Origin of the sequence: Paenibacillus rhizovicinus (genome assembly GCF_010365285.1) — a bacterium.
GTDB classification, from domain to species: Bacteria; Bacillota; Bacilli; order Paenibacillales; family Paenibacillaceae; genus Paenibacillus_Z; species Paenibacillus_Z rhizovicinus.
Genome location: NZ_CP048286.1, coordinates 4450001 through 4476904 on the forward strand (window position 1 = coordinate 4450001; position 26904 = coordinate 4476904).

The 26904-nt window shown below is 54.7% G+C and carries 18 protein-coding genes, 1 rRNA gene and 1 pseudogene (1 of these 20 running past the window's edge); 14 read left to right on the forward strand and 6 right to left on the reverse strand.

Going from position 1 to position 26904, the window contains the following annotated elements; all coding sequences use genetic code 11:
• The 7 genes and pseudogenes from GZH47_RS19975 to GZH47_RS20005 form a co-directional block, all read left to right on the forward strand.
• Positions 1-2567: ribosomal RNA gene (locus tag GZH47_RS19975) — 23S ribosomal RNA — on the forward strand; it begins 359 nt to the left of the window's first position.
• Positions 2568-2976: 409 nt separating this feature from the next.
• Positions 2977-3903: an ABC transporter permease gene (locus GZH47_RS19980; RefSeq protein ID WP_162642703.1), complete on the forward strand. Its 927-nt coding sequence runs from the start codon at positions 2977-2979 to the stop codon at positions 3901-3903.
• Between the two features lie 29 nt (positions 3904-3932).
• The gene (locus GZH47_RS19985) at positions 3933-4817 is read left to right on the forward strand and encodes a carbohydrate ABC transporter permease (RefSeq protein WP_162642704.1); all 885 of its coding nucleotides are present in this window, start codon (positions 3933-3935) and stop codon (positions 4815-4817) included.
• Between the two features lie 59 nt (positions 4818-4876).
• Positions 4877-6478: a DUF3502 domain-containing protein gene (locus tag GZH47_RS19990; RefSeq protein ID WP_225446139.1), complete on the forward strand. Its 1602-nt coding sequence runs from the start codon at positions 4877-4879 to the stop codon at positions 6476-6478.
• A gap of 193 nt (positions 6479-6671) precedes the next feature.
• A pseudogene (locus GZH47_RS34660) lies at positions 6672-6848 on the forward strand (hypothetical protein); the annotation flags it as partial.
• A 124-nt stretch (positions 6849-6972) separates the two neighbouring features.
• A complete protein-coding gene (locus GZH47_RS20000) occupies positions 6973-8196 on the forward strand; it encodes an enolase C-terminal domain-like protein (protein ID WP_162642705.1) in 1224 nt (407 codons plus the stop codon).
• Between the two features lie 57 nt (positions 8197-8253).
• Positions 8254-9099, forward strand: a complete 846-nt coding sequence (locus GZH47_RS20005) for an NAD-dependent epimerase/dehydratase family protein (protein ID WP_162642706.1) — start codon at positions 8254-8256, stop codon at positions 9097-9099.
• Positions 9100-9154: 55 nt separating this feature from the next.
• Here GZH47_RS20005 and GZH47_RS20010 read toward each other — a convergent pair whose 3' ends face one another.
• A complete protein-coding gene (locus GZH47_RS20010; protein ID WP_162642707.1) occupies positions 9155-10555 on the reverse strand; it encodes a glycoside hydrolase family 5 protein in 1401 nt (466 codons plus the stop codon).
• Between the two features lie 215 nt (positions 10556-10770).
• Between GZH47_RS20010 and GZH47_RS20015 the strand changes: the two genes are divergently transcribed.
• The 3 genes from GZH47_RS20015 (at position 10771) to GZH47_RS20025 (ending at position 16044) form a co-directional block, all read left to right on the forward strand.
• Positions 10771-11301, forward strand: coding sequence for a DinB family protein (locus GZH47_RS20015; RefSeq protein WP_162642708.1), 531 nt, complete (start codon positions 10771-10773; stop codon positions 11299-11301).
• Positions 11302-11519: 218 nt separating this feature from the next.
• Positions 11520-12173 carry a FusB/FusC family EF-G-binding protein gene (locus GZH47_RS20020; protein ID WP_162642709.1) on the forward strand — a complete coding sequence of 218 codons (654 nt, stop codon included), beginning with the start codon at positions 11520-11522 and terminating at the stop codon, positions 12171-12173.
• Positions 12174-12549: 376 nt separating this feature from the next.
• Positions 12550-16044 carry a glycosyl hydrolase gene (locus tag GZH47_RS20025; protein WP_162642710.1) on the forward strand — a complete coding sequence of 1165 codons (3495 nt, stop codon included), beginning with the start codon at positions 12550-12552 and terminating at the stop codon, positions 16042-16044.
• 102 nt (positions 16045-16146) lie between these two features.
• On the opposite strand, the gene GZH47_RS20030 is transcribed toward GZH47_RS20025, so the two are convergent.
• From GZH47_RS20030 to GZH47_RS20040, 3 genes are all read right to left on the reverse strand, one after another.
• A complete protein-coding gene (locus GZH47_RS20030; RefSeq protein WP_162642711.1) occupies positions 16147-17238 on the reverse strand; it encodes a GerAB/ArcD/ProY family transporter in 1092 nt (363 codons plus the stop codon).
• A 249-nt stretch (positions 17239-17487) separates the two neighbouring features.
• Entirely contained in the window at positions 17488-18648 is a 1161-nt protein-coding gene (locus GZH47_RS20035; protein WP_162642712.1) for a Ger(x)C family spore germination protein, read from the reverse strand.
• On the reverse strand, positions 18635-20119 hold the full coding sequence (locus tag GZH47_RS20040; RefSeq protein WP_162642713.1) for a spore germination protein: 1485 nt from the start codon (positions 20117-20119) through the stop codon (positions 18635-18637). Before GZH47_RS20040 ends, GZH47_RS20035 begins: the two co-directional genes overlap by 14 nt.
• Before the next feature lie 451 nt (positions 20120-20570).
• On the opposite strand from GZH47_RS20040, the gene GZH47_RS20045 reads away from it, so the two are divergent.
• Positions 20571-21215, forward strand: coding sequence for an HAD hydrolase-like protein (locus tag GZH47_RS20045; RefSeq protein ID WP_162642714.1), 645 nt, complete (start codon positions 20571-20573; stop codon positions 21213-21215).
• Positions 21216-21419: 204 nt separating this feature from the next.
• On the opposite strand, the gene GZH47_RS20050 is transcribed toward GZH47_RS20045, so the two are convergent.
• Positions 21420-21728, reverse strand: a complete 309-nt coding sequence (locus GZH47_RS20050) for a hypothetical protein (protein WP_162642715.1) — start codon at positions 21726-21728, stop codon at positions 21420-21422.
• Between the two features lie 49 nt (positions 21729-21777).
• Positions 21778-23013: a peptidase T gene (gene pepT / locus GZH47_RS20055; protein WP_162642716.1), complete on the reverse strand. Its 1236-nt coding sequence runs from the start codon at positions 23011-23013 to the stop codon at positions 21778-21780.
• A 58-nt stretch (positions 23014-23071) separates the two neighbouring features.
• Between pepT and GZH47_RS34180 the strand changes: the two genes are divergently transcribed.
• Genes GZH47_RS34180 through GZH47_RS20065 form a run of 3 tightly spaced genes read left to right on the forward strand, consistent with a single transcriptional unit; the run spans position 23072 to position 26884 of the window.
• Positions 23072-23275 carry a hypothetical protein gene (locus tag GZH47_RS34180; RefSeq protein ID WP_225446140.1) on the forward strand — a complete coding sequence of 68 codons (204 nt, stop codon included), beginning with the start codon at positions 23072-23074 and terminating at the stop codon, positions 23273-23275.
• Between the two features lie 2 nt (positions 23276-23277).
• Positions 23278-25008, forward strand: coding sequence for an ABC transporter ATP-binding protein (locus tag GZH47_RS20060; RefSeq protein WP_225446141.1), 1731 nt, complete (start codon positions 23278-23280; stop codon positions 25006-25008).
• The gene (locus GZH47_RS20065; RefSeq protein ID WP_162642718.1) at positions 25001-26884 is read left to right on the forward strand and encodes an ABC transporter ATP-binding protein; all 1884 of its coding nucleotides are present in this window, start codon (positions 25001-25003) and stop codon (positions 26882-26884) included. The genes GZH47_RS20060 and GZH47_RS20065 overlap by 8 nt, the downstream gene beginning before the upstream one ends.
• The last annotated feature ends 20 nt before the right edge of the window (positions 26885-26904 follow it).

Consider the following 26904-nt stretch of genomic DNA (forward strand, 5'->3'; position numbering starts at 1 on the left):
CGCTATAAGAGGTAAAAGCCCTGTAGTCCAAAGTCAGCACTCTCCGAGACGGATCCTGAGTACCGCGAGACACGTGAAACCTCGTGGGAATCCGGCAGGACCATCTGCCAAGGCTAAATACTCCCTAGCGACCGATAGCGAAGCAGTACCGTGAGGGAAAGGTGAAAAGCACCGCGGAAGCGGAGTGAAACAGAACCTGAAACCGTGCGCTTACAAAAAGTCAGAGCCCTCTATATGGGTGATGGCGTGCCTTTTGTAGAATGAACCGGCGAGTTACGTTCCCATGCAAGGTTAAGGTGAAGAGCCGGAGCCGCAGCGAAAGCGAGTCTGAATAGGGCGACATAGTATGTGGACGTAGACCCGAAACCGTGTGATCTACCCCTGTCCAGGGTGAAGGTGCGGTAACACGCACTGGAGGCCCGAACCCACGAATGTTGAAAAATTCGGGGATGAGGTGGGGGTAGCGGAGAAATTCCAATCGAACTCGGAGATAGCTGGTTCTCCCCGAAATAGCTTTAGGGCTAGCCTCGGAGTAAGAGTCGTGGAGGTAGAGCACTGATTGGGTGCGGGGCCCGCCAAGGGTTACCAAGTCCAGTCAAACTCCGAATGCCATGTACTTATATCCGGGAGTCAGACAGTGAGTGCTAAGATCCATTGTCAAGAGGGAAACAGCCCAGACCATCAGCTAAGGTCCCCAAGTGTGTGTTAAGTGGGAAAGGATGTGGAGTTGCAAAGACAACCAGGATGTTGGCTTAGAAGCAGCCACCATTTAAAGAGTGCGTAATAGCTCACTGGTCGAGTGACTCTGCGCCGAAAATGTAACGGGGCTAAACACACCACCGAAGCTATGGCTTGCAACTATGTTGCAGGGGTAGGGGAGCGTTGAATGTACGTTGAAGTCAGACCGTAAGGACTGGTGGAGCGCATTCAAGTGAGAATGCCGGTATGAGTAACGAAAAGACAAGTGAGAATCTTGTCCGCCGTAAGACTAAGGATTCCTGAGGAAGGCTCGTCCGCTCAGGGTAAGTCGGGACCTAAGGCGAGGCCGAAAGGCGTAGTCGAAGGACAACAGGTTGATATTCCTGTACCACCGTAAGCCGTTACGAGCAATGGGGTGACGCAGAAGGATAGTGACGCGGACTGATGGATGTCCGTCCAAGCAGTGAGGCTGATGTGTAGGCAAATCCGCACATCAATAAGGCTGGGCTGTGAAGGGGAGCGAAAATTGCAGTAGCGAAGGTCATGAGTTCAGGCTGCCAAGAAAAGCCTCTAGCCAGGTGAAGGTGCCCGTACCGCAAACCGACACAGGTAGTCGAGCAGAGTATGCTAAGGCGCTCGGAAGAACTCTCGTTAAGGAACTCGGCAAAATGACCCCGTAACTTCGGGAGAAGGGGTGCCTCGGTAGGGTGAATAGCCCGAGGGGGCCGCAGTGAAAAGGCCCAAGCGACTGTTTAGCAAAAACACAGGTCTGTGCGAAGCCGTAAGGCGAAGTATACGGGCTGACGCCTGCCCGGTGCTGGAAGGTTAAGGGGAGTGGTTAGCCGCAAGGCGAAGCTATGAACCGAAGCCCCAGTAAACGGCGGCCGTAACTATAACGGTCCTAAGGTAGCGAAATTCCTTGTCAGGTAAATTCTGACCCGCACGAATGGCGTAACGACTTGGGCGCTGTCTCAACGAGAGATCCGGTGAAATTTTAATACCTGTGAAGATGCAGGTTACCCGCGACAAGACGGAAAGACCCCATGGAGCTTTACTGCAGCTTGATATTGGACTTTGGTACGATCTGTACAGGATAGGTGGGAGCCTTAGAAATCGGAGCGCCAGCTTCGATGGAGGCATCGTTGGGATACCACCCTGATCGTATCGGAGTTCTAACCTGGTACCGTAATCCGGTACAGGGACCGTGTCAGGTGGGCAGTTTGACTGGGGCGGTCGCCTCCTAAAATGTAACGGAGGCGCCCAAAGGTTCCCTCAGAATGGTTGGAAATCATTCGTAGCGTGCAAAGGCATAAGGGAGCTTGACTGCGAGACCTACAAGTCGAGCAGGGACGAAAGTCGGGCTTAGTGATCCGGTGGTACCGCATGGAAGGGCCATCGCTCAACGGATAAAAGCTACCCTGGGGATAACAGGCTTATCTCCCCCAAGAGTCCACATCGACGGGGAGGTTTGGCACCTCGATGTCGGCTCATCGCATCCTGGGGCTGAAGTAGGTCCCAAGGGTTGGGCTGTTCGCCCATTAAAGCGGTACGCGAGCTGGGTTCAGAACGTCGTGAGACAGTTCGGTCCCTATCTGTCGTGGGCGCAGGAAATTTGAGAGGAGCTGTCCTTAGTACGAGAGGACCGGGATGGACGCACCGCTGGTGTACCAGTTGTTCCGCCAGGAGCATCGCTGGGTAGCCAAGTGCGGACGGGATAAGCGCTGAAAGCATCTAAGCGTGAAGCCCCCCTCAAGATGAGATTTCCCAGTATGTAAGACCCCTTGAAGACGACGAGGTTGATAGGTTCGAGGTGGAAGCGCAGCAATGCGTGGAGCTGACGAATACTAATCGGTCGAGGGCTTATCCAAGAACAACTCGTTTCAGCTAATGCAAGAAACCTTCGCAAAGGTTCGTATCCAGTTTTCAGGGTGTAATACCTCTATTACATAGATAAGACCTCCAGCCATCACATTTGTGATGGCTGGAGGTCTTTTTGGTTTGTTTTTCTAACGAGAATTTTTAAGGCAAAAAGCAGAAAATGGAGCGAGGGGAGAACGGAAAATGGCTTAGGCGCGACCAGTGTGAAGACGGGCAACGGAGTGGCTCGGTGTTCTTTTCAGATTGGGACGGACGGTCTGATTTCCATGAGAAGCAAGCATTTTATACGTAGCTCGAAACAGGCCAATCCCATACCGGAAAGGATAAGATTCGCTCATAGTATCGTTTTGGCCGCTCCCTTATGATTAACGTATCACGAAAGAGAAGGGGTAAAGGCCCATGAAACGAAACGGAGTCCTTCGCGAACTCATCCGCAACCGCCAATTGCTGCTTATGTTTCTTCCCGTCGCGACGCTGCTCTTCCTATTCAGTTACTTGCCGTTGTCGGGTCTCATGATTCCATTCAAGAACTTCGACTTCAACAAAGGCATCTTCCGCAGTGACTGGATGCATCCGTTGTTCAACAACTTCGATTACTTGTTTTCCTCGGATGTGGCATTCCGGGCGATTCGCAACACGATCCTGCTGAATGCGCTGTTCATCGCCGCAGGGCTCGTTTTCGAGGTTGGATTTGCATTAATGCTGAACGAGCTTAGGAATAAGTATTTCAAGCGGATCACCCAATCGCTGACCTTCCTGCCGTTCTTCATTTCCTGGATCGTAGTCGGCGTATTCACGTACAACCTGCTTAATTACGAGAACGGCGCGCTGAACCGCATGCTGGAATGGTTCGGACTCCAAGGCGTGGACTTCTACAACAAAGCGAGCTGGTGGCCAGTCATCCTGATGATTGCGGTTCGTTGGAAGGTAACCGGCTACGGCACGATCGTTTATCTGGCCGCGCTGACGTCGGTGGATAGCTCCTATTATGAAGCAGCTTCGATCGACGGCGCTTCCCGTTGGCAGCAGACGCGGTATATCAGCATCCCGATGCTGAAGCCGACGATTATCATTCTGACGCTGCTGGCGATCGGCCGCATCATGAACGCGGATTTCGGTATGTTCTATGCCATGGTCGGCGACGCCGCAAAGCTGTATCCGACAACAGACGTTATCGATACCCTTGTGTACAGAAGCTTGCGCAAATCCGGGGATATCGGCATGGCTTCAGCGGCTGGCTTCGTGCAGTCGGTCGTTGCGTTCGTGCTCGTACTCGGCAGCAACTATGCCGCGCGTAAGGTGGACCGGGATTCGGCGATTTTCTAAGACTACTACAAGCAAGGAGGCTTCGATCGATGGCTGCCAAAAAAATTTCCATGAGCCAAACGCTGATCATCATCATCATTTCCTTATTCAGCTTGGCTTGTCTATTCCCGTTCCTGATGGTCATCTCGGGTTCGCTTAGTATCGAGAACGATATCGTAAACTATGGCTACCAGCTCATCCCAAGGCATATCACGTTCGATTCGTACCGCATTTTGTTCCTGGGTTCCAATCGGATCGTAGATGCCTACATGATCAGCATTATCGTCACGGTAGTCGGAACGGTTCTCTCCCTTATCGTCAATAGCATGGGTGCATACGTCATGGGAAGACGGTCGTTTAAATACCGTAATATCCTGTCGATCTATGTCATCTTGACGATGCTGTTCAGCGGCGGTTTGGTGCCATGGTACATCATATGCGTCCGGTATCTGGAGCTTAAGGATACGATGTGGGCGATGATTTTGCCGCCGATGGCGAATGCCTTCAACATGTTCCTGATCCGGAACTTCATGCAATCCATTCCGGAGGATATTTACGAATCGGCCAAAATGGACGGTGCCAGCGAATTCCGGATTTTCTCGCGGCTCATTACTCCGCTGTCTGTGCCGGTTCTCGCGACCATTGGTCTGTTCGCAGCGCTGGCGTACTGGAATGATTGGTTCCTCGGCCTCATGTTCATCGATAAGCAGGAGCTTCAGCCGCTGCAATTGCTCCTGAGAACGCTCGTCTCGAACGTGGACTTCCTGCGAAATTCGAGCAATGCGGCGGCGATGCAGCGCATTATGCCGCAAATTCCATCCGAATCGATGAAGATGGCATTGACCGTCGTCACGATCGGCCCGATCGTCTTCCTGTATCCGTTCCTGCAGCGGTATTTCGTCAAGGGACTCATGGTAGGCGCGGTGAAAGGCTGACTATACCAGCTTCGGCTGTATAGCGATATAATTATTTTCATTAAGGGGAGAGGGATTACATGAGAAAGCAGAAGGCAAGAGTTCCGATGCTGCTTGCGGTCATGATGCTGTTCACGGCTATGCTGGTGGCGTGCGGCGGCAACAATGGCAACAACAATAGCAGCGGGAATAGCGGCACCACGGGCAATACCGGCAACGGCGGCAATACGTCCGGCAATACCGATGCCAAAAGCGGCAACGGCAATACCGCGAAGACAGAGGATGAAGTGACGCTGAAGTTTTACTTTGGCGGCGACAAAAAGTCGGCTACCGACGAAGTATGGTCCACGATCAGCGATTACGTGAAAGGCAAAGGCCTGAACGTGAAGTTCGATATCAACTTCATTCCGTTCACTGATTTCAAAGACAAGATGCTCGTTATGGCCGCTTCCGGTGACAGCTGGGACATGAACTTTGACGGCGACTGGCTGTCCTACAAGCTGATGGCTGCCAAAGGCTCTTACATGGCGCTTAACGACCTGCTTCCGCAATACGCACCGAATCTGTACAAAAAGTACCAAGAACAAGGAACGCTTTCCGCGGCAACGGTAAATGGTCAAATCGTCGGCTTGCCTTGGACGATGAAGATGAACCAGCGTTTGTATGCCGGCTGGCGCTCCGACTTGACGGACAAAGCGGGCATCACGGTCGCCCCTGATTCCATCAAGACGATCGATGACGTCGAAGGCCTGCTTCGCGATCTGAAGAAAGCTTATCCGAACGATAAGCTGTACCGTTCGACACCTTTGCCGATCTATATGATTCGCGATGAGTGGGTTGACCTGAACTTCCACGGCTTGGGCTTCTATCTCAACGACCCGAAAGTTACGGTACAACCGGTCGAGCAGCAGCCGTTCTATTTGGAAGCGGTACAGAAAGCGAAATTGTGGTATGACGATAAGCTGATCAACCGCGACGCGATGATCGACAAGGCGGATGGCGCGGCTGAATGGCGTAACGGCAAGACGCTGCTTACGCAAACATCGCATGAATGGGCGAATGCGGATCCTGGTTTCTCCGATCCGTCGTTCAAACAGCAAATGTCCCTGCTTTACCCGGATAAGAAACAAGTAAACCGTACCGCGCTGGCTAACGTAGTTGCCATCAACCGCAACTCCAAGCATGCGGACCGCGTCCTTCGTTTCCTCGACATGGTGGAGACGGATCAGAAGCTGTACGATCTCTTGCAATACGGTATCGAAGGCAAAACCTACAAACTGGACGGAGATACGGCTGTATATCCGGACGGCATGGACACAACGACGAGCAATTACATGGAGTGGGGCGGCCAATGGGCGTTCTGGAAACCGCAATTCATGCGTCCGACGTCGACGTATCCGAAAGACTTCTGGCTGCATGAGGCCGAATTTGCCGCTGAGCCGGAGAACGTGAATTCCCCGGTGGATGGTCTATTCATCGCCGAAGATACGATGAAGAATGAACTCGCGAAGCGCGACCAAGCGTCCGACGAGATCAGCAAGCCGCTGGAATACGGAATTACGAAAGATGCAGCGAAGGAAGTCAGTTCGTATATCGAGAAGCAGAAGGGTAACGGCCTCGACAAAATCGTGTCCGAGACGCAAAAGCAAATCGACGCCTATCTGACTACGCAAGCCAAATAATAGGCATTTCGTGATCAACATCTAGAAATTAGCAGCTGTATACCATCCAGAAAACATGCCGTCCCCCGCTGACTGAACGTTTGGTTAAGCCGACGAGGGGCGGCTTCTCTGTCTATATTCCCAACGCTGGGCACAATGATAGTCCAGAACCGGACGGTAGACGCGGTGACTTGAACGGGACAGCAGTCCTTGGGCACGCGAGGCAATTGAATCGCTGGCGGCTGGAGGAATCGTGCGAGGAACGGCGAAAGATATTTTTAATCCGGGTAAAGCGGTCTCGCGATGCGGATTTCCTATTGCTGCTCCTGCTGCGGTGCTTATCACGCCGAAGCGGTACGAAATGCGCAATCAACCGGCATCGCGAGATTAGTGGAGTATTCATGCATCAGTATGTATCGACTTCAAGTTCAACCATCATGACCAACGAGTGCCTCCCGCCGCTTGGCGGGGGGCCGTCATACTGAATGAACATTATGGGGAAGAGGTGCCCGCAAGTGGCGAAAATTACGGGAATCAAATGCATCCGCACACGGAAAAACGGAACATGGACCATTGTGAAGGTGATGACCGATCAGGATGGACTCTATGGCATCGGCTCGGCGAACGATATTTATAATTCGGAGGCAGTCATACAGGTAATTGAACAGCTGCTCGCTCCGCAGCTGATCGGAAGAGACACCGGCAACATCGAAGATATATGGCAGACGATGCAGCTTAGCTCCTACTGGCGAAATGGTTCGATTCTGCAAACGGCGATCGGCGGCATCGACGTCGCGTTGTGGGATATCAAAGGCAAGGAAGCCGGCCTGCCGATCTATGCACTGCTCGGCGGCGCTTGCCGGGCGGCCGTTCCTTGTTATGGACATGCTGGCGGACACGATATAGCGGAGCTGAAAGAGGACGTCCAGCGCTACCTGGAGCAAGGATACACTGTCATCCGCGCGCAGCTTGGCGGTTACGGCGGCGGGGGCTTCATCCCGCGCGATCAGGCGAATGTGCCTGCCGGAGCTTGGGCGAAGGAAGCGATCTTCGACGAGAACGCGTACGTGCGGGCCATTCCCGAGATGTTCGAGCAGCTGCGGGTAGCATTCGGATCCGAATTGCAGTTCACGCATGACGTGCATGAGCATCTGTCGCCGATTAACGCCATTAAACTATCGAAGCGGCTGGAGCCGTACGATCTGTTCTTCCTCGAGGACGTGCTGCCGCCCGAGCAGCTCGGCTGGTATCGCCAGCTGCGGCAGCAGAGTGCGACTCCGCAGGCCGTCGGAGAACTGTTCACGAATCCGCATGAGTGGACGACGCTTATTACAGAGCGGCTGATTGATTTTATCCGGGTACGCATTTCCAAAGTCGGCGGCATTAGCGCAGCCCGCAAAATCGCAACGCTGGCGGAGGCGTTCGGCGTACGTACGGCTTGGCAGGAAGGCGGAGAGAACGATCCCGTGAACCAGGCCGCGGCGGTCCATCTGGATATGGCGGTCTGGAATTTCGGTATTCAAGAGATCAATCATTTCAGACCGGAAGAGCGCGAGGTGTTCCCGGGGCTCGTCGAACGCAAAGGCGGATATTTGTACGTATCCGGCAAGCCTGGGCTCGGCATCGATTTCGACGAGGAGAAGGCCGTCTTGCTGACAGGCGATGACGGGAGCCGCAAGAGTTACCATCAGCCGTACACGCTCGACCGCAAGGCCGACGGCACGCTGGTTCGACCGTAACCGAAAAGTGTCAGGGCATATCCAACAACCGCGATAAACGAAGGAGTGGAGCGATCTATGAAAACGATAGCAGTCACCGGGGGCAGCGGCAAGCTGGGGCAATATGTCGTTCGGGAACTTGTAAAGCAGCAATACCGCGTCATCTCGCTGGACCAGAAGCAGGCTCCAGGGCTCCCTTGCCGGCAAATCGTCGTCGACATGAACGACCTCGGCCAAGTGGCCAGCGCGATGCAGGGTGCGGACGCGATCATTCATCTGGCTGCGATTCCGTCGCCGACCGGTTTTCCGATTCCGACGATTTTCGCCAATAATGTCATGGGTGGTTACAATATTCTGGAGGCGGCGTCCATGCTCGGCATTCGGCGGGTCGTCATGGGCTCCAGCACGTCGGCCTACGGATTCGCCTGGGCGCTCGAGCCGTTCGCGCCGCACTATTTGCCGATCGACGAGGAACATCCGCAGCTGTCCCAAGAAGGGTACGGCCTGTCCAAAACGCTGAACGAGCTTACGGCAGCGATGTTCCATCGCCGGAACGGCATGCAGGTCGTAAGCCTCCGGTTCTCGCTGATCGCGGCCCCGGAGGAGTACGAGCGGATGAAAGGCAGCATCGCCAAGCATGGCGACTTCGCCAAAATCCTATGGAGCTACGTCGATATCCGCGACGCCGCCAGCGCGTGCATCGCTTCGCTTCATGCGGATATCGACGGGGCCGTGGCGCTGAATATTACGGGCGACGATACGCTCAGCCAGTTCGATACGAGCGAGCTGCTTCGGGAATGCTACCCGGAAGTGACGGACTTAAGGGTACCTTTCGACGGCAGGGAGCCATTGTTCAGCAACCGGTTGGCGAAAGAAACGTTGAATTGGCGGCCGGAGCACTTCTGGTCGGATGCGTTGTCTTGAGTTAAAGCATTGAACGTCTATATTGACGAAAGTCTACCCGCGGCGCGGACGCTTATTAAGCGTCCGCGCCTGTCGTTTTCCGTACGATATCGACCCAGCCTTCGTGCGGGCGGCAGTTGCGCAAGGAGAAAGACTGCATCATGCTGTCGATCTCTTCCTCGCTTAATCCACTGAATTGTTCGGCGAACGGCACTTGCAGCTGGACCGGCGCGATGCATTCGTTCAAGTAGAATAGCAGCTTCCTTGCCAGCTCCTCGGCCGTCGGACTTCCGTTCAGGCTGCCTATCGTCTGATGGAGATGTTCCCCAAGTCCGCGGCATAAGGCAATCCACTCGTTCTCGCCCGCATGGTCCGCGAACGGATTGCAGTGCAGGGCGTCGATCGCGCGGCTGACCGGGGCCGTACGCCGTACCCAATCCGATTCGGGATCAATATGGACGATACCGGTCTTTCCGAGGTCCTTGTAGATGCCGAACGTCCAGGAATCCCCCAGCTCCTCGGCGATGGAGAGCGTATCTTCCAGAAAACGCATGCGCGATGCTTCCGAGACCGATGCAGGGAAGGTCGCGCTAGTTTCTCCGAACCAGTTGGGCACGCCGTGTTTGCGCATGAAGGCCGTTCGCTCGATGTATTCCCGTTTCAGCGCCTCGCGATCCCAATATTGGCCGTTATGATCGTCTATCCCGGGGTACTCCATATTCCCCATCCCGCAGACGGAATAGAAGTGCATGCTGTACACCGCGTTCCCGTCAAAAGGATCATCGAGCCCTTCGAAACGGGTCGCATAGCCGTCGCCTTCGATAAACACGATATGCCGCTCGTCCACCTCGCGGATGGCTTGGACCGCTTCGCGGTAAAACCGGTTCAGCTGGCTGATTTGCGGCGGAATCGGCTCGTTCAGCAGATCGTATCCCGCTATGACGGGCTCGTCGCGGTAACGGCGCGCGATTTCCTTCCATAGCGCGGCTGCGCGATCCCGGTGGGACTGGTGCTCCCAGAAGGCGGCCGCTCCGGTAATGGTATCCGAGTGGAAGTTGGGATTTTGCCCGCCTTGGGCGGCATGCATGTCCAGAATCAAATAAATCCCGTTGTCGCGAGCCCAGCTAACCGCCTTGTCCAGCCATGCGAACCCTTCGGACAAATAGACGAAAGGCGCGTCATCCGACTCGAAATGCCGATAGTTGAACGGGATGCGCACCAGATTGCAGCCCAGATTCCGAATGAATCGGAAATCTTCTTCGCCAATAAAACAGTTCAAAAAGCTCGTGAAAAAATACTGCGCACGCTCTGCGCCGAGCACGCGCACAAGCGCTTGACGCACGCCCGTTTCATGCCCCGGCATGCCGAGAATGAAATTCTCCCAATTCAACCAGCTCGCGAACGAGAATCCGCGCAGACGCACTTCATGGCCGCGGCTGTCGACGATCCGCCGTCCTTCCACCTTCAGAAAGTCCATTCCTGCTCTCCTCCAACCGTATGTAATTGACCAGGCAAGGGGGATTCCACTATGCCAATCATAGCTTGTTACGCTGGCCAGCACTAGAGATTTTGGCAACAAATCACAAGCGCTTGAACAGGTGGAGGAGCCGAGCTTGGCGAATTAATAGAGAGGATTCGCAAGAAATGACAAATTTATCAAATTAAAAAATGAGTAAGGAGGCTGACCCATAAATGCTCAATATGGATGATATCTACCTTATCACTGACATGCCCGGCTATACGCCGCAAGTCGGCCGTCTGCTCTCGATGATGAATTATGCGAGGCATACAACGCTGGAAGCAGTGAAGGGTCTGACTCAGGAACAGCTCGATTATTTGCTGGACGCGCGGAGCAACTCGATCGGAGGACTGCTGATGCATTTTGCGGCCGTGGAGTATGCCTACCAAGTCTCGACGTTCGAGGATCGGAGGCTGAGCGATGAGGAGCTGGCGGAATGGGGAGCGGCGCTGGAACTCGGCGACGCCGGCAGGGAGAAGCTGAAGAACTTCGGCCTGGACTACTACCTCGGCAAGCTCGAAACGGTAAGACAACGAACCTGCGACTTGTTCCGGACGGTCGACGATAACTGGCTCTACGAGCAGGAAGAGTTCTGGTACGGGAAACAGGCCAACCGGTACTTCATGTGGTTTCATGTGTTCGAGGACGAAATCAATCATCGCGGACAGATCCGGTTGATCCGCAACCGATTGCCGGGGGACTGAACCATCGGTTATACTAATGTAACCATTGTTGGGGAGGTGATACCCATGGCAATCAGAGGTTGCCGGACTGGATCGGCGCTATGCAAAGCCTGATTAGGGGGCGATACTTTGCATGGGCTGGCCAACCGTTATCGCTGGCTGAACTCGTTTCTATCGTTTTCTAATCAATGGCTTTGCACCTTATTTGCTCATCCATACTAAATAAGGGGCTGATTTCCATGCGCGAACCATTTATTAGAAATCATGAATATAACTTTATCCATAAACAGGCAGATTACGTGCTGCACACGCTCCGAACGGTCGGGGACCCGAAGGTCGTGGCGTCCGTCCGCTCGAACGCGCAAGCGAAGGTGGCGGAACTGTTTCCTACTATAACGGACCATCGGAGAACGATGCTGGAATCCGTAGCGGATTTGAAGTCGGGGGAAGATTTTCAGAAGTATATGGAGGCGCTCGAGCCGTATAGGATCGCTTTTCCTCCGATTACGACGAAGGAAATCCAGAAGCTTTTTCCGAAAAACAAGAAGTTGAAGCTGCCCGATCTCGCGCAAATCGACTTCCGGCACGTCTCCTATCTGAGCTGGATCGATATTGCCACCAATAAAATGTTTATCGTGTATCCGGCAGGCGGACAATTCGTCGGCTTGGAAGGCAGGTATACGGCCAGCAATAAGAAAAGCTATTGCTTCGCCTGCAACCGCTTGGAAGAAGTGGTGTTGTTCTCGGCGATTCACAAGAAGAAGCCGGCGAACGCATCTCCCGATTATTACAAAACGGTGGGCAATTATATCTGCATCAACGGCGATCAGTGCAACAAGAATGTTACGGACGTTGCCGCATTGGAAAAGTTCATCGAATCGGTGCACAGTTGAATTCGAGCACCGACAGCAAGTGGAGGGGCGGCTTTGGCCGCCTCTTTTTGCATGATTTCATTCAAGCCATAGCGACCTGACTTCTGACCGACGCCGCGGAGTACTCCGCGGCGTTTATTGTTGTCCGCTGCCGGCGGCTTCATAACAAAGCAAACAAACAACTAAAGTTAGCAAACGTACAGAAAAATCATACTAACAGAATTATCATGGGTAATAAAATTATGGGCAATTCAAACTAACAGACCGAGGGTTTGGATTACAAATTTTTAGCAAAAATTATTATAAAAAGGGATTGGGGCGATTCATTTTGAAAGCGCTTTATTATATGATAGAAGAGCAACGAACACTGCAGGCAAACTAATATTCCTGAGGAGTGATGAGATTGCATCGAGGCAAGAGACGGCGGATGATCAGTTTGATTTGTTTTTCTTTGTTAGCTTATTTGTTAGTTCCGGTGGCTGGGGTCGGCCATGCGGCGCAAACGCCAGACAGAAGCTATGATTTTGAAGACGGCACCGCCATGGGCTGGCAGCCGGGATGGGGAGACGCGCTCGTCTCCGTTGGCGTCAGCGAAGATTTGAGTACGCCGGACAACAGGTACGCGCTCAAAGTCGCGACGAATTACACCGATGCGGCAGCTTGGCAGGTAGCGGCTTTTCGGGTTTACCCGGGCATCGCGCTCGGCACCTACTCGCAGGTCGATTACGACGTGTTCGTACCGCAGTCATTCCCTGGCGTGCTCGGAATCAGCACGGCAATGAACGGCAGCTGGCAGGAACTGAATTACAGCAATCATGACATCGCAAGCTCATCCTCTTCAGCCTCGGAGATCAACGGCGTCTCCTTTGTGAAAATCCACAAATCCGTATCCATTCCAGCAGAAGCAGCGCAATCCGAATTCGTCATTCAACTGGCCAAAAATATGACGATGAACTACAACGGTCCGATTTACCTGGACAATTTCAAGTTTACGGGACGCGATATTGCGCCCGAGCCTCCTGCCGACGGGGTGTATAAGGCTAGCGACGCGGTGCTTGCAGGAGCGGGCCCCGAGTTCAGAACTGCTCCGGCTGGCGGCGACAGCTTGTATGCGGGCGGCGGCTACGTGTCGTTCTTTTATGAAGAGAACAGCGCCAGCCCAGGCTCGGCTGCCTTCCATGTAAGCGTGAAGGAACAAGGGCTGTACAAATTGACGATCGGCTATTATGCGCCTTACGGCGAGAAGGAAACGTCGATTCTGGTCAACGGCCAGGCGAACGGCAACGCGAAGCTCCCGGCTCCGGCAGCTGGACAGGTGACCGCCGAACTGGATGCGGGCAAGGTGCTGTTGAATGCCGGCGAGAACACGATCGGCTTCGCGCGCGATTGGGGCTACTACGGTATCGAGTACATCCGGGTCGAGTCGACGAAGGCTCCGGCAGACCGGGTTGAAGCGGAGACGGGCACCTTCGACGCGGATATCTCAACGGCGAGCGAGCTGGCCGGCTACTCCGGAACCGGCTATGTTTGGATCAAGAGCAGCGGTACCTTGACGCTGAAGTACGACGCGGCCGAGGACGGCTTGTACGAGTTCAACATCGGCTACGCTGCTCCGTTCGGCAATAAAGATACGAATATTATTCTAAACGGACAGCCGAGCGGCTCGGTCCACTTCGATCAGAGCAGCTCGTTTGCTGAGAAGCCGGCCGGCAAGCTGCTGCTTCGCAAAGGAGAGAATACGATTACGTTCGAGCCGTTCTGGGGCTGGTACTACATCGACTATATCTCGTTCTCGCCGGTTGCGCCGGTTACGCGGACCCATCAGGTCGAGAAGAAGCTGGTGAATCCGAATGCGACGCCGCAGGCGCAGGCGCTGCATAATTATTTGGTGGACCAATACGGCAAGAACATTATTTCCGGTCAACAGACGACAGCCGATGCCGACTGGATTTATCAGCAAACCGGTAAGTATCCGGCGCTCGTATCCTTCGATATGATCGATTATTCGCCATCCCGCGTAGCGTTCGGCTCGGACTCGCATGAGGTGGAGGATATGATCGACTGGGCCGGCAAGGGCGGCCTTATCGCCTTGTGCTGGCACTGGAATGCGCCGAAGGGGCTGTACAACGTGGACGGTAATGAATGGTGGAGAGGCTTCTACACGTCTGCCACTTCGTTCGATCTGCAGTATGCGCTTGCTCATCCGGATTCCGATGATTATCAACTGCTGCTGAGAGATATCGATGCGATCTCGGTACAGCTGAAGCGTCTGCAGGATCAGGGCATTCCGGTGCTTTGGAGACCGCTGCACGAAGCGGAAGGCGGCTGGTTCTGGTGGGGAGCCAAAGGCCCCGAAGCGGCAAAAGAACTGTACCGTCTCATGTACGACCGGATGACCAACGTGAACGGCTTGAACAATCTGATTTGGGTGTGGAACTCGGCTTCGGCAGATTGGTATCCGGGCGACGATGTCGTCGATATTATCAGCACGGACGTTTACAACGCGGCAGGGGATTACAGCCCAAGCAGCAACAAGTACGAAGACCTGGTAAAGCTGGTCGGCGATAAAAAACTGGTTGCGATGCCGGAAAACGGCTCGATTCCGGATCCGGCGCAGATGAAGATTTTCGGCGCGGACTGGAGCTGGTTCAGCACATGGTACGGCGATTATATCCGCGACGGCAAGAACAACTCGCTCTCGCATGTGAATGAAGTCTTCAACAGCGATTCGGTTATTACGCTCGACGAGCTTCCTGCTAATATGAGCACGTACGGCCTGCCTGGTACGTCAGCCGTGTTATCGGCGGAGCCGAACGCCGCCGGCTGGGTGAATCAGGATGAAACGGTGACACTGGCCGTCACTTCGGAAGGCGCAGGATCGGCTGCAGTGAAAATCGCCGTAAACGACGGCGGCTTCGCGGATTATACCGGTCCCGTAACGGTAAGCTCGGAAGGCGTGACGAACGTCCGCTATTACGCCGTCGATTCGGCGGGTCAGCGTGAGGCCGTCAAGTCGCTGCAGATCAAGATCGATAAGACCGCTCCGACAACGCAGCTGCTCATGTCAGGACGGTCGGTCGGCGATATTGCGCAGGGAGAAACGCTTAATTTCGCATTAACAAGCGCAGACACGGGGTCCGGCGTCGCTTCGGAGCGGCTGACCCTCGACGGACAAGCGATCGCCTCCGGCCAGGTGCTGAATTCCAAATCGCTAAGCCTGGGCTCACACGCGATTACGTATGCAGTGACGGATGCGGCAGGCAACAGCTTGACGAACAGCGTGTCGTTCCAAGTGAAGAAGCTGCTGGCTAAAGCTGCGCCAGGGAAGCCGGTTTTGACCGACAACAACGGTTATGATACCGGCCTGAAGGACGGCGATTACACCGTGACGATGAATATGTGGAGCGGCAATAACGGGACGGAATTCAAGTTATACGAGAACGGCGTGCTGATCGGCGCGAAGCATCTGACCGACGCGTCTCCTGCAGCGCAATCCGCGGCCGTGGACATCGCCGGGAAGAAGAACGGCACGTATACGTACACCTGCGAGCTGACTAACCCGTACGGAACGACAGCTTGCAGCCCGCTCGTCGTCGTCGTCAAAGACGCAAAGCCGGGCAAAGCCGTGCTGTCCAACGATAACTGGGACGGCAACGGCCAGTATAAGGTCACGATGAACATGTGGTGGGGCACGAACGCCACCGAATATCGTCTGTACGAGAACGGCGTGTTGATCGATACGAAGCCGCTCGCGGCAGCCTCGCCAAACGCGCAGAGCGCAGTAACCGCAATCAGCGGTAAAGCGAAAGGCACGTACGCGTACTATTGCGAATTGGTTAATGCTTCGGGCGCAACGACGAGCGATACGATGAAAGTGGTCGTGAATAAATAGTACCGCTTAAGCGGCCGGCTGCGAGATGCAGTCGGCCGCATTCTTTTGTTCAGGCGGTTTGGTTCGACGGGGAGTTTCTCGATAATCTTAGAGCTGACAATGTCAGCTCTTATTTGCCAGTCCGCACCTTACCCATATCGTGCCAATCAATGCCAGCGGGACGAGGATCGAAGGCGCAAGAATCGAGATGGGCAGAATCATCATATCGTAAGACAGCAGCTTCGCGGGATTGTCAAAGCTTCTCATCGAGACGGCTATGAAGAAAGCGCCTGCAGGCAAATAGAGGGAAGATAACGCCTTCGCGCCGAAAATGCGGCCAACGATTTTCACGAAACAGTATTGCGCGATAATGATCTCGAATAAGGTCAGAATTGTCCATATCCCAATAATCATAATTTCAATTCGCTCGATATATTCCCCGAACTTGACCAATTGAATGGCGGAGAAGAAAGGAAATGCCGCCGACTTGAACAAGTGTTCCCCCAAACAGCCAATCGAGAGATAGGTCGACATGAGCAGGTACAAGCAAGAAAGAATGACGGCTATGGCGCAGCTCCTGACCACTTTCTTCTGGTTAGTAATCTCGGAGAACAGAAAGACGATTACGCTCGTTTTGCCAAAAGGAAAACCGAACGAAATCATGGAGCCATAGACAATTAAAGGGAACGAATGCTGAAACTGAGGCAGGAGCGGATTGAGCTCCACATCATTAAAAATAAAAATGCAAATCACCACCATAGCCATGGCGAAGAAAGGAAGAATGACCAGAGCTGCCCGGGAAATCGCATTCAGTCCAAGATAAGCAGCATAGGTCGTTACAAGTACGACAATGGCCATAATTAAACTCGAAGAGGTATTCGGCAGGATAGCTGTCGTATAGAACAGCGCTATGGATCGCAGCGATAGTACGCCCAGCCCCGTCATAGCTAACAGATACAAGCATAATACAAATTTTCCAATCCAGTTTCCGAACATATTCACGATGATGTCGCTAAAATTCTGATCGGGAAACCTTCGTTGAATGTACATGAGCAATTGCAGCAGCAGAATGATGGCAACCGCAGCCGTAATATTGGCCATCCAAACGTCATGAAGGATGAGCTTTGCTTCCAATAGATACAAGGTCGAGAAGCCTGACATGTAAGCGAAACATAAACAGCCCAATTGAAATGGCGAAATCTTCTCAACTTTCATTTGGGGCTTACCTCCTGTGTAATATCGAGCTGCTGTATTACGAAATCGGATATGGATTTGTACATCCACCTATGAATGGATTCGGACGTCGGGACCCAGTTGCCGATTACAGGCAGGAGGTAGCTGGCCGCAATAACCGAGATCAGGCATAAGGCAATGGCTTCACGGCAAAGGTCCTGCTTCCATAACTGGATCGGTTTCCAAATCCCATAGAGCACAATGACTGTCAATACAACGTTCCCTGTCAACTCATGGACCTCCCAGCACGTCGCTCATCCCGATGGTTGGAATCGCCACATCCACATCTATGCGAACCGGCATTGAAGGATATACGTTCGTTACCCAGTCCTTCGACATCTGCTTCCAATCGTTTGGGTGATAGCGTCTGATATAATCGGATAAACCCACGATATCCGTCTTCAATTGATGTTGGAACCGGTCAAGACTTTGTTTCAATTGCTTCTCCATGTATTGGCCTGACTCGTTTTCCAGCTCTCGCAGCCTTGCGGGATTGGCTAAATTGACACGATGGTTTATGCTGGTCACGGTTCCGACCACTCTGATACGAATCGCGATGCCGGGTTTGCCGTCTATCTGAACCAGCTTCATGGAACGCTTGGCCACTCGCATCCGCATTCCGACTTTGAGGGACTTAAACGGCACGTATTCCGCGAATTCGAGTGCCCTCCAATATTTCTTATTGACGATGATGTGCATGGACAACGTATCGTCTTTAGACAGCCAGTCCTTCAACTTGCCATTCTGAAAGACAGAGGCACCGCTGAGGATGTTGACCTCGTGCTTGCTGCCAATCGGCTTGAATTTGCTAAGCTTGCCGGTTACGAACCCGCGGTACGGATCGGGGTAATAATTAGCGATATCTTTAATGGTGATCGACAGACTTTTGCCCCATAATTGCTCGTTATTAATCCGGCCCAGCATCTCATTCGATATGAGGTCGCCGGTTTCCGCCTTCGTTCGCATGAGCTCGGTCGCTTTCCCTTCGCTAACAATCAAGAAGCTGGACAGCCGGATATCGCGGGTTCGGGTCAAGAAGTCCACGACTTCGTATATCGAACGGCGTGCCGCGCTCTCGCCAAGCAGAAAAAATTTGTCGTGCTGCCAGACCAAAATTTTACCGGCGCGGCTGCGCAAGTTCCGAGCTGCTTCGAAGATGGACTTGCCTGAAGCGCTGGCAATCCATTCGGACTTGTTCTCCGAGTTATTGGAATTGTTCGTTGAAGATTCGAGACAATTGATGGTGAAGATATACAAGTGTTTCTTCTCGTCATAATCGATAGCCGTCATCATGACAAGCGCGACATCGCTTATCTCGACGACATCCGACGAACAACCGGCAAGAAGCGCCGTAAACACAAGCATCAGCAGGCCCCGTTTAATGATCTTCATGGTCTGACCCTCCCTGCGCTGCAGGGGATGTATGCATTCTCGAGAACCTTCTCTTCTTGATGGGGAGCAGGATGTAATGACCGACAAAGTCACGCCATTTGGCAGCTTCCAATGTCGGTATATACGGCTTTCCAAACGACTTCAAGGAACAAACATGCAGCACAAGCGTGAAGAGACAGAGCGATATGCCGAGAACTCCGGTCCAAGCGGCTATGAACATGAGCGGGAAACGGAGCATCCTAATCGTAATGGCCGTATTAAAGGATGGAATAGTGAACGATGCAATTCCCGTTAATGCAACGATGATGACGATCGGTCTTGAAACCAGCCCTGATTGCACGGCTGCTTCCCCGATGATGAGTGCCCCGACGATGCTGACCGATTGTCCGACCGTTTGCGGCAGCCGAAGGCTTGCTTCGCGAAGTATCTCGAAGGCAATTTCCATCACGAGCGCCTCGACAAAGGTCGGCAGCGGGATGCCGGCTTTCGCGGTCAGAAATGTCAGCATCAGCGGCGTTGGAATCATCTCGAGATGGAAGGTGGAGAGAGCGATATAAATCGAAGGCAGAAACAAGGAAATAAACAGCGTAATTACGCGCAAAGCGCGAAGGAAATTGGCAAAATAGAACTTCTCATAGAGATCTTCGCTCGGGTGCATGAAATCGGTAAAGAGCGATGGCATCAACAAAACGTTAGGACTTCCGTCCGTGACGACGGCCACCTTACCCTGGCTCAACGCTGTCGCAACCCGGTCTGGCCGTTCCGTGTTTTGAATCTGCGGGAAAGGGGAATAGGGACTGTCTTGGATCCATTCCTCGATTTGCGCGCTATCCGCCACGACATTCAGCGTGATCGACTTAAGCCTGCGCTCTATCTCTTGCAGCACGTTGGCATCGGCTTGATCCTCGAGATAGAGTACGGAGACTTCGGTGCGGCTGTCTTGACCGATGAAGTACGAGATCGATTTTAACTTGTTGGTCTTCAATCGACGGTAGATCAGTCCAACATTAGTGCTTAGATCTTCGATAAAACCTAGCCTTGGGCCTCGTACGTTTACTTCCAGCATCGGTTCAGTGACCGAGCGTTTCCCGTACCCGGGCAGGATCATGCCATACGCATCGGCTTCGCCTTCGAGGAAGAGCACGATCCCCGCATCGGAGATCATCCGAACTGCCGCGTCCATGTCGTGAACCGTCTGTTGGAAGCCCTGCGCAGCAGCAGCTTCAGCAAGCGCGTGCGAGTCAGATCCGCTGGCTCGACCATGCATGCCGATTTGCGGAAGAATATGCTGTCGAAGCCGTTCCATATCGATCAGAACTTTAATATATACGATTGCAGCTATGATCGTGCCCGTATTCGATTCCAGATAGTAAAAGGCAAGCTGTTCATTATCGGCAAACAGACGTCGCAGTGCATCTACATTGCGGACAGCCAAAGGCTCGATTGGTGTCGGTGTTTTTTGCTTATCCATGCTGACGAAAAGCCTCCATCCATCATCCCAGCAACGCTTTATGGAATTATTTCCTCAAACTACCATCACTATACCGTGATTCCGATTCAAGTGTTATCTGCTCGCGAGTCTGTACTTGCGGAGAATGTCAGATGGGTGAGTTTAACATGCTCACCGAATATCAATGAACGAGCACATTTCCCGGTATAGATAAAAGATCTATATCCAGTCCAATGTAAACATCGGTTCATGTATACGGTAGTAATGCGTACGGGAAATACGAAGGAAGGAGTAAAAAGCGATTACAAATAAGCTCCGTGCGAATAAAATGAATATAAGGGAAGGACCACACGCTCAGGCACTCAACTGCTTCTGAACGGCCACCCAAGCGGACGATAGAGAGAGACAGTCAGAACATGATAAGAGTTAGCATTAGCAAGACGACGAGCACAGGAGAGGCGAGTGAGGGGAGTTGAAGCCGTACGTGGTATTTGATTTCGACGGAACGATCGTGCAGTCCAAAATGCTGGCCGTCCGGCTGTTCAACGAACTGTCCGCGAAGTACGGGGGGCGGCAAATCGAGGATGAGGAAATTTCGCGCTTGTCCGACCTCTCGATTCCCGACCGGCTAAAAGCGCTGCAGGTGCCGCTCTACAAGATGCCTGCGCTGGTCATGGAAGGAAAGCGCCGGTATCGGGAGGAACTGTCTAGTCTGCAGCCGGTATCGGGCATACGCGAGGCGTTCGTGCGGCTCAAGGAGAACGGCCATAAACTGGGCATTCTATCCTCCAATACGATGGACAATATTCGGGGCTTTCTTGCGCTTCACGAGCTGGCCGAATTCGACGTCGTTCATTCCGCGACCAATATGTTCGGCAAAGACAAGGCGATTCGGAAAATGGCGCGCAGCCTCGACATAGGCTTGGATCAGCTGGTCTACATCGGGGACGAGCTCCGCGACGTGCAGGCGTGCCGGAAAATAGGCGTGCCGATTATCGCCGTGACCTGGGGGCTTGATTCCGCGGCATTGCTGGCCGAAGCCGGGCCGGATTTCTTGTGCCATTCCGCCGCGGAGCTGTCGGGGCTTATTGCGAAAGGAATCGGGACGCGCGGGTAGCGTCGGGCGAGCGTTCGAGAGCGGAGCGAGAAAACGAACGAGAGTGCTAGTGCGGGACAAGTATGCGAGCGTGCAGGTGCGGGCGAACGAGAGTGCTAGTGCGTGCGAACGAGAGTGCCAGTGCCAGTGCCAGTGCCAGTGCCAGTGCCAAAACAAAAAGCTGCCGAAGGTTGAATTCGGCAGCTTATTTGTTATAGCTCGCGTCTAAGACTCCTCGCGCCGAGCCGCCTTGGAGAGATGCTGCTCAAGCGCAGTTTTCTTTGCGGTGATCTGTTTAGCAAGGTCGGCTAATGCGCGCGTCGCTGTCTTGATCTCTTCGTTATGTTTGTTCACGCGCGACAATTTACTGCTTAAATCGCTGGAGGACTGACTTAACTTCATATCCCTTTGCAGCTGTTTGATTTTGGCCTGCGCCTTGTGCTGCTTTTGCTTTAGAACGCCGGCCTGGTTATCCAGGTCGGCGATTTCGCGCTGCAGCTGGCCGACGATGGCTTTCGTGAAATTAATGGGCATGCATGCACCTCGGAATTATTTCGTAGCTTTATTGTCATTCATGCGCGGTTTAGCGTCCCCGCTGCTCGAACAGCCGGGCGACCTCGACGATCACTTCCGTCGCCTTGACCATGGTATCGAGCGAGACGTACTCGAACTTGCCGTGGAAATTCTCGCCGCCGGCAAAGATGTTCGGGGTCGGCAAGCCCATGTACGACAGCTGGGAGCCGTCCGTGCCGCCGCGGATCGGCTTGACGATCGGCGCGATGCCGAGATTCGTCATCGCTTCATGGGCGATGTCGACGATGAATTTAACCGGCACGATTTTCTCGCCCATGTTGTAGTACTGATCCTTCAGCTCCAGCACGATGCGGTCTTCCCCGTACGTTTGGCGGAATTCCGCCACGATCGCTTCCATCGTCGCCTTGCGATGCGCGAAGATCTCTTGGTCGTGGTCGCGGATGATGTAGACGAGCTTCGTCTGCTCGGTGTTCCCGTTCATCGAGATCAGATGGTAGAACCCTTCGTACCCTTCGGTAAACTCGGGCGCTTCGCCGGCTGGCAGGCGGTTGTGCAGCGCCATCGCGATCTTGGCGGAGTGGATCATCTTGTTCTTCGCGGTACCGGGGTGAACGTTGACGCCTTTGACCGTTACGACGGCTTGCGCGGCGTTGAAGCTCTCGAATTCCAGCTCGCCGAGCGGACCGCCGTCCATCGTATACGCATAATCGGCGCCGAATGCGGGAACATCGAACTTATGGGCTCCGCGTCCGATTTCTTCGTCCGGCGTAAACGCGACGCGAATGCGGCCGTGCTTGATCTCGGGATGCTTCACGAGGTAGGCCATGGCGGTGACGATCTCGGTGATGCCCGCCTTGTCGTCGGCTCCGAGCAGCGTTGTGCCGTCCGTCGTGATGAGCGTCTGGCCTTTATAGCCGGCAAGCTCCGGGAATTCGCGGGGCGAAAGCACGATGTTGAGCGCTTGGTTCAGCACGATATCGCCGCCGTCATAGTTCTCGACGACTTGGCGTTTGACGCCGTTCCCCGTGAAGTCCGTCGCCGTATCCATGTGGGAGATGAAGCCGATCGTCGGCACGTCCCGGTCCGTATTCGCCGGCAGCGTCGCCATGACGTAGCCGTTCTCGTCGAGCGTAACCTCCGTCAGGCCGATCGCTTTCAGCTCCTTTTCGAGCAGTCGCGCGAGGTTCCATTGTCCATCCGTCGAGGGGCAGGTCTCGCTGTCGTCGTCGGACTGCGTGTTGATTTCTATGTAGGAGGTAAACCGTTTTAAAATTTCGTCTTTCATGCCATGCACGCTCCTTGCCGTTTGAATTCCATTCCATCCTATAGTAACACAAGTTATAATGGGACGTATAAGAGCGCCGCAGGGACAATTATCCAAGGGCGGCCTGGAGACGGGCTGTCTGTCCGGTTCGGCAGCCGTACCGCACGCGCGTTATCGCTCCACAATTATCCAAGGGCGGCCTGGAGACGGGCTGTCTGTCCGGTTCGGCAGCCGTACCGCACGCGCGTTATCGCTCCACAATTATCCGGCAAGGGAGTCCTGATCTTGAGTTATTTGAAGCCTTACTTTCGCCGCTTCGGCAAGCCTTTCGCGGTGGCGATCCTGTTTCTGATGTTCGAGGCGCTGTGCGATCTCCTCCAGCCGACGCTCATGTCGCGCATTATCGACGTGGGGGTTCAAAACAAGGATTTGGACTACGTGATCCGCTTCGGCGGGTACATGCTGCTCGTGACGGCGTTCGGCGCCGTGGCCGCATCGCTCCGCAACGTCATCTCCAGCCACGTGTCGCTTAATTTCGGAACGCGGCTGCGCTCGGATTTGTTCCGGCAAGTCCAGACGCTGAGCTTCGGCAACATCGATAAGTTCGACCGGGCATCGCTGGTCACCCGTCTCACGAACGACGTCACCCAGATGCAGAACTTCACGAACGGCCTGATGCGGATTTTCGTCAAGTCGCCGCTGATCTGCATCGGAAGCTTGATTATGGCCGTACGCCTGAATCCGCCGCTGTCGCTCGTACTGGCGGTCGTCGTGCCCATGGTGGCCGTGCTGATCGTCGTCAACATGCGAATCGGCTTCCCGTTGTTCGGAAGGGTGCAAAAGGCGCTCGACCGCTTGAACGGCGTATCCCGCGAATATCTCTCCGGCGTCCGCGTCGTGAAAGCATTCAACCGGTTCCAATACGAGAGCGACAAGTTCGACGGGGTCAACCGCTCGTATCTGGACATCTCGTCGCGCGCCATGCGCATGGGGGCTATATTCAGCCCAAGCATCATGCTGACGGTCAACTTCGGCATCGCCGCGGTCATCTGGATCGGAGGCCATCGCGTCGACGAGGGCCACATGCAGGTCGGCCATATTATCGCGTTCATCAACTACATGACGCAGATTCTGTTCTCGCTGCTCATGATTTCCAACGTATTCAACCTGTTCGTCCGGGCAAAAGCATCCTCGGAACGGATCGGCGAAGTGTTCGCGGAGAAAGATGCCATGACGTGGAGCGACAAGGAGCCGAAGACGCCGGAAGCTCCGGGCAGCATCGCCTTGCAAGGGGTATCGTTCGCCTACGGCGGCACGGAGTCCGTGCTTCGCGACATTTCGTTGACTTGCCAGCCGGGCGAGACGATCGGCATTATCGGTTCTACGGGCTCAGGGAAGAGCACGCTCGTCAGCTTGATCCCGCGGTTCTATGATGCGTCGTCGGGAACCGTAACGGTAGACGGCACGGACGTTCGGGAAGTGGATCCGAAGAAGCTGCGGGAACGGATCGCCATCGTCCCTCAGAAGACGGTGCTGTTTACCGGCACGATCCGGGAGAATCTGCTGTGGGGCAAAGAGGACGCGACCGAAGAGGAGCTGCTTCTTGCGGCGAAAATGGCTCAAGCCCACGAGTTTATCGAAACGTGCCCGGAAGGTTACGAAACGAAACTCGGGCAGGGCGGGGTCAACCTGTCGGGCGGCCAGAAGCAGCGGCTCTCCATCGCGAGGGCGCTCGTGCGGAAGCCGTCCATCCTCATTCTGGACGATTGCACGAGCGCGGTCGACGCCGCGACGGAGTCGCGCATCAAAGCGGCTTTGCGCGAGTACGCGCAAGGGCTGACCTGCTTGCTGATCGCCCAGCGGATCTCGTCCGTCATGGACGCCGAGCGGATCGTCGTGCTCGACAACGGGGAAATCGTCGGCTCCGGCACGCATGACGAGCTGCTGCGGGATTGCCGCGCGTATCAGGAAATCTACCGGTCGCAGACCGGCAAGGAGGCGGAGGCCAATGTCTGACCGCGACGAGAACAAAGGAGGACGGCCTTCCGGCGCAGCGCAGACGCAAGCCGGGCCGCCTCCGCTGAACATGCCGGGCCGAGGAGGACCGATGGGCCGCGGGGGTCCGGTCGTCAAACCGAAGAATTTGAAAGCAACGCTTAGACGGTTGTGGACGTATTTCGGCAATGAGCGCAAGCTGCTCTCGGTCATCTTCCTGATCGTGCTGGTCGATTCCGTCATTATGCTGGCGTCCCCATACCTCATCGGGGTGTCCATTGATGCCATGACGGCGCAGGACGGCGGAGGCGTTGATTTCGGCTTGCTGGAAATCGCGCTGCTCACGCTCGTCGTTTCCTACATCGCGGACGGCGGCTTGACGTTCCTGCAGGGCTGGCTGATGGCAGGCGCCTCGCAGCGCATCGTCGGCAGGCTGCGGACCTCGCTGTTCGAGAAGCTGCATAAGCTGCCGATCCGGTTCTTCGACATGCGGACGCACGGCGACCTCATGAGCCGGATGTCCAACGACATCGACAACGTGAGCAACACGGTCGCGCAGTCGGCCGCGCAAGTGATGTCGGGCTCGATCGCCATCGTCGGCGCGCTCGTCATGATGCTCGTTCTGAGCCCGCTGCTTACGCTCGCTAGCTTGATCACAGTGCCCGCGGTCTATTGGCTCGCCCGCTCGATCGCCCGTTCGACGGCTCCGCTGTTCAAGGAGCAGCAAAGCAAGCTGGGCAAATTGAACGGCCATGTCGAGGAGACGATCTCCGGCATCCAAATCGTCAAAGCGTTCAACCGCGAGGACAAGGCGATCGCCGAGTTCGACGCCGTTAACGAAGAGCTGTGCCAGGTCGGCATTAAAGCGCAAATCCGTTCGGGCTTCCTGATGCCGATCATGAACGTGATCAACAACCTGGGCTTCGCGGCCGTGGCGATTGTCGGCGGCCTGCTCGCGGTCAACGGCCATATCACGGTCGGCGTCATTGCGAGCTTCCTCAGCTACTCCCGCCAATTCGTGCGGCCGCTCATCGATCTGGGGAACCTGTTCAACGTGCTGCAATCCGGCGTGGCCGGCGCGGAGCGGGTGTTCGAGGTGCTCGACGAGCAAGAAGAGCCGGCCGATCCGCCGGGAGCGGTGGCGTTCAGCAATCCGCGCGGCCGCGTCGTCTTCGACAACGTCTCGTTCGGGTACCGTGCGGACGTGCCGATCCTTCGCGATGTCAGCTTCGTCTCGGAAGCGGGAACGAGCACGGCGTTGATCGGCCCGACGGGGGCCGGCAAGACGACGATCGTCAATTTGCTGACGCGCTTCTACGACGTGACGGCCGGATCGATTACGATCGACGGCCGGGATATCCGCGAGTATACGAAGGACAGCCTGCGTCAGGCGTTCGGCATCGTGCTGCAGGATACGTATCTGTTCGCCGGCACGATCCGCGACAATATCAAATACGGGAAGCCGGACGCGACGGACGAAGAGCTGGAGCGCGCGGCCTCCCTTGCGAACGCGGCGACGTTCATACGGCGGCTGCCTTTGCGGTACGATACCGTGCTGGCCGAGAACGGCAGCAACCTGAGCCAAGGGCAGCGGCAGCTGCTGGCGATCGCGCGGGTCATTCTAGCCGATCCGTCCATTCTCATTCTGGACGAGGCGACGAGCAGCATCGATACCCGGACGGAGCTGCATATCCAGGATGCGCTGAAAGGCGTGCTCCAAGGACGCACGAGTTTCGTCATTGCCCATCGGCTCAACACGATCCGCGATGCGGACACGATCATGGTCATCGCGCACGGAAATATCGTGGAGCGAGGCTCGCACGACGAGCTGATGAAGCGCGAAGGCGTGTATTACGAGATGTTCTCGAATCAGTTCGGCGCGGTGCTGAGCGGATAGCGGGGACGGCGCTTTAGTTG